A 6,000-nucleotide genomic window follows, 5' to 3' on the forward strand; every position below is an offset into this window, starting at 1 on the left:
GCCTCTCATGCCTCGCGCGCGCACCGAAGCGCGCAAACTGGCCTTCGACCACACCGCGCGAGTACGTGCGAGGCCGCCTCACGCGCAGCAAGCGCCATTGCCCCCAACGTGTCATGCTCGCGGGTACGAACCCAGAACAACCCCGCACGACCTTTGGCACCATGACCTCGAAGGACCGCCGCCAATTTCTGCGCAGCGCCGGCGCGCTCGCCGCGCTCAGCCTCTTTCCGCCGGCCATCCGGCGCGCGCTCGCGATACCTGCGCACAACGCCACCGGTACGATCCGGGACGTCCAGCATGTCGTGATCCTCATGCAGGAAAACCGCTCGTTCGACCACTATCTCGGCACACTGCCTGGCGTGCGCGGCTTCGGCGACCGCATGACGATCCCGCAGCCACAAGGCGCAAGCGTCTGGCAACAGAGCGACGGCACGCGCAGCGTGCTGCCCTTTCACCTCGACAAGACCAAGGGCAATGCGCTGCTCGCGGGCGGCGCGCACGAATGGGCCGACGCACACGCCGCGTGGGACAACGGCCGCATGACGCAATGGCCACAATCGAAAGGCGATATTTCGATGGGCTATCTGCGCGAAGCCGACCTGCCGTTTCACTTCGCGCTCGCGAATGCGTTCACGGTTTGCGACGCCTACTTTTGCTCGCTGCTGGCCGGCACCAATTCGAACCGCCTGTTCCTGTGGACCGGCACGAACGGTCCGGGCGGCGGCGGGCCCTCCCCGCATGCCGTGGTGAACAACAACGGCTGGGACTGGCTCGGGCCCTCCGGCAATGGGCTCCAGTGGACCACTTATGTCGAGCGCCTGCACAAAGCGGGCGTGAGCTGGAAAGTCTACGAAAACCAGCCCGATAACTACAACGACAACCCGCTCGCGGGCTTCGCCACGTTCCGCAAGATCCACGAGGCGCTTCCCGGCTCGCCCAATTTACCATGGACGGCCGGGCTGGATGCGCGCGAGCCGCTCTACAAGGGCATTGGCAACACGATGCCCGATGGCGGCTTCCTGCAGGCGCTCAAGGACGACATCGCCGCCGGCCGGCTGCCGCAGGTGAGCTGGATCATCGCGCCGCAAGCCTCGTGCGAGCATCCCGCCGCCTCGACGCCGGGCCAGGGGGCGTGGTACATGCAACAGTTGCTCGATGCGCTCACGGCGAACCCGGAGGTCTGGAGCCAGACCGTGCTCTTCGTGAGCTACGACGAGAACGACTGCTTCTTCGATCACGTGCCGCCGCCCGCCGCGCCCTCGCCCATCGGCGACGGCGCCTGGGCGGGAAAATCCACGGTCGGCACGCAGCACGAGTACTTCACCGTGCCGAACCCGCCCGGCGAAGAAACCCCGCACGCGCCGGACGGGCAGCCCTACGGCCCCGGCCCGCGCGTGCCGATGTTCGTGGTCTCGCCCTGGAGCACGGGCGGCTTCGTCAACTCCCAGGTGTTCGATCACACCTCGGTGCTGCGCTTTCTGGAACTGCGCTTCGGCGTAAAGGAGCCCAATATCAGCGCATGGCGGCGCGCCGTGTTCGGCGATCTGACCTCGACCCTGAACTTCAGCACCCCGAATGAAATACCGGTCGCGTCCTTCCCTGCCCCGAGCAAAGCCGCAGCCGATGCCCAGAATGCACAGCAGCATGCGCTAAAGGCCGTCTTGCCGCCTCCTGTTGCCGAGCAGTCGATGCCGGGCCAGGCGCGCTTCGCGCGGCCTTCGCGCGCCTTGCCGTACCGCCTGCATACGGAGGCGAGCGTGGCGGCGAAGCGCCACGCGGTGCGCCTCGTCTTCAGAAACGAAGGCAGCGCCGGCGCGGTCTTTCACGTCTACGACATCTTGCATCTCGATCGCGCGCCGCGCCGCTATACCGTCGAAGCGGGCAAGCGGCTCGACGACACGTGGACACCCGAAACGGCGGACGCCAGCGCGTACGATCTCTGGGTGCTTGGGCCCAACGGCTATCACCGTGGCTTCTCGGGCAACGTGAGCGCCACGCCGCGCGGCCCCCACCCCGAAACGCGCCTGCGCTACGACGAGGCCCGCAACGCCCTCACGCTCACGGTCGCCAACGCGGGCCCCGTGCCGGCCGTTTGCACCGTGCAAGCGAACGCCTATCGCACGGACGGGCCGTGGACGCTCGCTGTCCCCGCGCACGGCCGGGCAGAACAGACCTGGCCGCTCGACGCATCGGGCGGCTGGTACGACTTCACGCTGCGCGCCGCCAATGGGGCAAACAGCGCAGGCGAGGTCATACGCCGCTTCGCCGGCCGCATGGAGACCGGCAAGGACAGCATCAGCGATCCGGAAATGGGGGGCGCGCACTGAGCGGCGTGCGGCTGTGCCGCGTGCGTCGCGCGATTGCCGCACGACGGCTGCGCGACGGCTACGAGCAATGGAAGAACGCCCGCAGTACACTGCCGGTTCCCCTCACGCCGGCCGTTCGCACGGCGGCGCGTCTCACCCAGGCAACGCACGCAACCGGAGTAAACGATGAAGATCGATTTGTCAGGAAAACTCGCGCTCGTCACTGGCTCGGCGGCGGGCATCGGGCTCGCCACCGCCAAGGGACTCGCTGGCACAGGCGCCACTGTGATCGTCAACAGCCGTCACGAAGGCAGCGTGCGCGACGCCGAAGCCGCCGTGCGCAAGGCCGTGCCCGGCGCGCAGGTGCAGGGTTTCGCCGGCGACCTCTCGAACGCCGCGGGCTGCGACGCGCTCGTAAAGGCATATCCGCAGGTCGACATCCTCGTGAACAATCTCGGCATCTTCGCCCAGCAGGACTTCTTCGCGATCCCCGACAGCGAATGGCTGCGCTTTTTCGAAACCAACGTGATGTCCGGCGTGCGGCTCTCGCGTGCCTACGCGGACGCGATGGTCAAGGCGGGCTGGGGCCGCATCGTGTTCATCTCCTCGGAGTCGGGGCTGAACATTCCCGCCGACATGATCCACTACGGCATGACCAAGACGGCGCAGATCGCGGTGGCGCGCGGCCTCGCCAAGCGGCTCGCCGGCACCGGCGTGACGGTGAACTCGGTGCTGCCTGGCCCGACGCTCTCGGAAGGCGTGGAAGCCATGCTCAAGGACGAAGTCGCGAGGACGGGCAAGCCCGTGGAGGAAGTGGCGGCGGCGTTCGTGCAGCAACACCGGGCCTCGTCCATCATCCGCCGCGCGGCGAGCGTGGAGGAAGTGGCGAACATGGTGGTCTACGCGTGCTCCCAGCAGGCGTCCGCGACCACCGGGGCGGCATTGCGCGTGGACGGCGGCGTGGTCGACACGATTGCCTGATATTGATACGGCATCCTGATCGAATTATCAGCCTCATGCAGCCTCCCGCATCCGGATGCGCGCCCGATTGCGATGCATTTGGTCCGCAGTGCGCCGGCCTCAGCGTGCGCGGGCCAGCACGCGGCTCTCCTAGTCGACTTCGAGGGAGACCGTCTCGCCTTTGCGTGCCGCAACGTCGAGTCGCGCGATGACGACCGGCCCCGCATCGGTCCGAACGCTCGCGAGGTGAACGGCGCCCGGCTCGCTCGCACCCACGCGGTGGCTCACCACGGTCGCCGCGAGCACCGTGCCGTGCGCCACCGCCTGCTTCGTCCATTGCGCGCCGCCGCCATCTACGAGCTGCCGGTGGAAATGCCGAGCGTGGAAGTCACCGTGCACTGGCACGAAACCTTCGACAACGACGAAGGCAACCGCTGGTTTCGCGAACTGACGATCGAGACATTGCGCCGGGTGTGAGGCGGAATGTGAAGCGCGCTGTCACGCGCTCAGCCTTTTTCGGCGAGGCCGTTCACTGCGGGATTGGACGTCGTTCTCCGGCGCCGCTTATCGATCAGTCATCCGAATCGAATCGCCATCAGGCCTGCTGCGCATGCGGGTGCCAGCCGCTCTGCCGGAACGACGTGGCGAAGAACAGGACCTGGTAGCGAATGGCATTCGACCAGTACGACCATGTATGCCCGCCGGGGCGCTCGGCATAGTCGTGCGGCACGCCCAGCGCAATGAGCTTGTCGTGCAGCACGCGGTTCGACTGCACGAAAGAGTCGTTCACGCCGCAGTCGATCGTGAGCGCGATATGCGCATGCTCGAAGCTGTCCGCGCCCTCCACGATCGCGTTGTGCGTCCAGAAGTCGGCATGGCGCGTGGGATTGCCGAACACGCGGTCGATGCCGGGCTCGTCCTCGCAGTTGCGCGGATCGACCGCGCCGCTGATGCTGCCGGCCGCGCCGAACGCCCCCGGATGATCGAGCGCGATGCGCAGCGCGCCAAAGCCGCCCATGCTCAGGCCCGTGATCGCGCGCGTCTCGCGCGAGGCCAGCGTGCGGAAATGCGCGTCGATATACGACACCACTTCAGTGCCCACATAGGTTTCGTAGCGGCTTGCGGAATCGAACGGGCTGTCGATGTACCAGCTCTCGTGGCCGCCGTCGGGCATCACGAGCATGACGTGATAGCGGTCCGCCAGCTTGCCGATGCGCGTATTCGAGGTCCAGTCCGCGTAGTTGCCGCCCGAGCCGTGCAGCACGTAGATCACCGGATAGCGCGCTGCTCCGCTGCCGCGCGCGTAGTCGTCGGGCAACACCACGGTCGCATCGAACACACGGTGCATCGCCGCGCTGGGGATCGAGACGACTCTCGTCTGGAACGCCCAGCTTGGGGCGCTCAGGCACAGCGCAAAGAGCGGGGCCAGAAAGAGCGCCAAAGACTTGAGGGGCCGAAGCGCAAGGGCTGTATGCATGAGTGGTCGCTCTGGTTCGGACTGCCACGGAAGGCACAACGCCTGCGACGACTCTAGCAACGGCTACTTACAACCAAATTTCGACGAACCCTACGGCAAGCTTCACGCGCGGTCCTCGGCCGAATCATCTTCGTAAGGCGTGACGCCCGCATCGCCATTGCGCGCGCGCCGCTTGAGCCGCCCTTGCGGCTCGCCTGGATGCAACAGCCCCTTTTGCCGGGGCGTGAGCGGGTCGGTCAGGCAAGGCTCGGCATCGAGCTCCTGCTCGAAGCGGTCCCACATGCCCGCGGGCGTGTTCGCCCGGCCCACGCGCGTGCCGATCGTCAAGCGGATCTGATTCGCGCGCAGGATGGTCGAGCGCAAGCGATGGATCTCCCAGAGCAGCCGGACGACGACCGGCAGCGGGTGCCGGTCGTAGATCTCGGCGAGTTCCGCGGCCGTGAGCGGCGGAGAATGACGATGATTCCGTCCCATGATTGCGTCCCATTTCCCGCACCAAAACACTGTATATTTATACAGGTTAGCACACGTGGGAATCTTCCTGGGAGATGTAGGAGGACGATCGGATGGCCAGAAAAACAGCGACGCCCGAAGCTGAGCACCCCGCCTCTCCCCGATTGTTTCGATCCGCGTAACGGCTTGTTGCTGCGTTTCGAAAGTTTGGGATCATTTTGTTACACCTCTTACCCCGCAGGACCACCGGTGTTACAGAGACCTTTCATATCGGCCGCTATACTCACCACCGTCTCAAAAACAAGTGGGTTTTTCCATGTCGAAGAAATACATCCCGATGGTTGCGATTGCGGCGCTGGCCGCTGCGGTTTCGTTGCCCGCCACGGCAGGCGACATGAATAATGCGCTGGGCGGCGCGCTCGGCGGCGTAGCCGGCGCGGCGATTGGCGGCGCGGTTGGCGGACGCACGGGCTCCGTGATCGGCGGCGCAGTGGGTGGCGGCGCAGGCGGCGCGGTCACCTCGAACCGTCGGGAACGCACGGGCGCCATCATCGGCGGCGCACTGGGCGGCGGCGCGGGCACGGCAGCGGGCAACGCCATGGGCGGCCGCAGCGGCGGCCTCGTGGGCGCGGCACTGGGCGGCGGCGCAGGCGCGGCACTCGGCGGCAACATCTCGCGCTCGAATTCCTATGCCAACGAGTATCACCACGGCTACTACCATCATCACAGCAAGCATCGCCATTGGGATTAAGCCTTCATTGGATTAAGCCTTCATTGGATTAAGCCTTCATTGGATTAAGCCTT

At 66.3% G+C, this 6,000-nt stretch carries 7 protein-coding genes; 4 read left to right on the forward strand and 3 right to left on the reverse strand.

The features are described from left to right. The first annotated feature begins 161 nt into the window (after nucleotides 1-161). Both EYW47_RS02055 and EYW47_RS02060 read left to right on the forward strand, forming a co-directional pair. The gene (locus tag EYW47_RS02055; protein WP_133193211.1) at nucleotides 162-2,327 is read left to right on the forward strand and encodes a phosphocholine-specific phospholipase C; all 2,166 of its coding nucleotides are present in this window, start codon (nucleotides 162-164) and stop codon (nucleotides 2,325-2,327) included. Between the two features lie 165 nt (nucleotides 2,328-2,492). Further along, entirely contained in the window at nucleotides 2,493-3,287 is a 795-nt protein-coding gene (locus tag EYW47_RS02060; RefSeq protein ID WP_133193212.1) for an SDR family NAD(P)-dependent oxidoreductase, read from the forward strand. 129 nt (nucleotides 3,288-3,416) lie between these two features. Here EYW47_RS02060 and EYW47_RS40710 read toward each other — a convergent pair whose 3' ends face one another. Continuing rightward, nucleotides 3,417-3,587: a hypothetical protein gene (locus tag EYW47_RS40710; protein ID WP_165976471.1), complete on the reverse strand. Its 171-nt coding sequence runs from the start codon at nucleotides 3,585-3,587 to the stop codon at nucleotides 3,417-3,419. On the opposite strand from EYW47_RS40710, the gene EYW47_RS40715 reads away from it, so the two are divergent. Next, nucleotides 3,579-3,743 (forward strand): type 2 periplasmic-binding domain-containing protein, encoded by a 165-nt coding sequence (locus EYW47_RS40715; RefSeq protein ID WP_165976472.1) that lies wholly within the window; start codon nucleotides 3,579-3,581, stop codon nucleotides 3,741-3,743. The two genes, EYW47_RS40710 and EYW47_RS40715, sit on opposite strands and share 9 nt — an antisense overlap. 118 nt (nucleotides 3,744-3,861) lie before the next feature. Here the strand turns inward: EYW47_RS40715 and EYW47_RS02065 are convergent, their stop codons facing one another. Continuing rightward, nucleotides 3,862-4,743, reverse strand: a complete 882-nt coding sequence (locus EYW47_RS02065) for an alpha/beta hydrolase (protein ID WP_133193213.1) — start codon at nucleotides 4,741-4,743, stop codon at nucleotides 3,862-3,864. 102 nt (nucleotides 4,744-4,845) lie between these two features. Then, complete coding sequence (locus tag EYW47_RS02070; protein ID WP_133193214.1) at nucleotides 4,846-5,217, reverse strand: hypothetical protein; 372 nt, start codon at nucleotides 5,215-5,217, stop codon at nucleotides 4,846-4,848. Between the two features lie 295 nt (nucleotides 5,218-5,512). Here EYW47_RS02070 and EYW47_RS02075 point away from each other — a divergent pair, with 295 nt between their 5' ends. Beyond that, nucleotides 5,513-5,947, forward strand: a complete 435-nt coding sequence (locus EYW47_RS02075) for a hypothetical protein (protein ID WP_133193215.1) — start codon at nucleotides 5,513-5,515, stop codon at nucleotides 5,945-5,947. Nucleotides 5,948-6,000 lie beyond the last annotated feature (53 nt).

The sequence above is a fragment of the Paraburkholderia silviterrae genome (genome assembly GCF_004353915.1).
Classification (GTDB): Bacteria; Pseudomonadota; Gammaproteobacteria; order Burkholderiales; family Burkholderiaceae; genus Paraburkholderia; species Paraburkholderia silviterrae.

Bases quoted from the DNA above. Each gene is read 5' to 3' on its own strand.
- EYW47_RS02055 (WP_133193211.1), top strand. From the start codon at position 162: ATGACCTCGAAGGACCGCCGCCAATTTCTGCGCAGCGCCGGCGCGCTC.
- EYW47_RS02075 (WP_133193215.1), top strand. From the start codon at position 5,513: ATGTCGAAGAAATACATCCCGATGGTTGCGATTGCGGCGCTGGCCGCT.
- EYW47_RS02060 (WP_133193212.1), top strand. From the start codon at position 2,493: ATGAAGATCGATTTGTCAGGAAAACTCGCGCTCGTCACTGGCTCGGCG.
- EYW47_RS02070 (WP_133193214.1), bottom strand. From the start codon at position 5,217: ATGGGACGGAATCATCGTCATTCTCCGCCGCTCACGGCCGCGGAACTC.
- EYW47_RS02065 (WP_133193213.1), bottom strand. From the start codon at position 4,743: ATGCATACAGCCCTTGCGCTTCGGCCCCTCAAGTCTTTGGCGCTCTTT.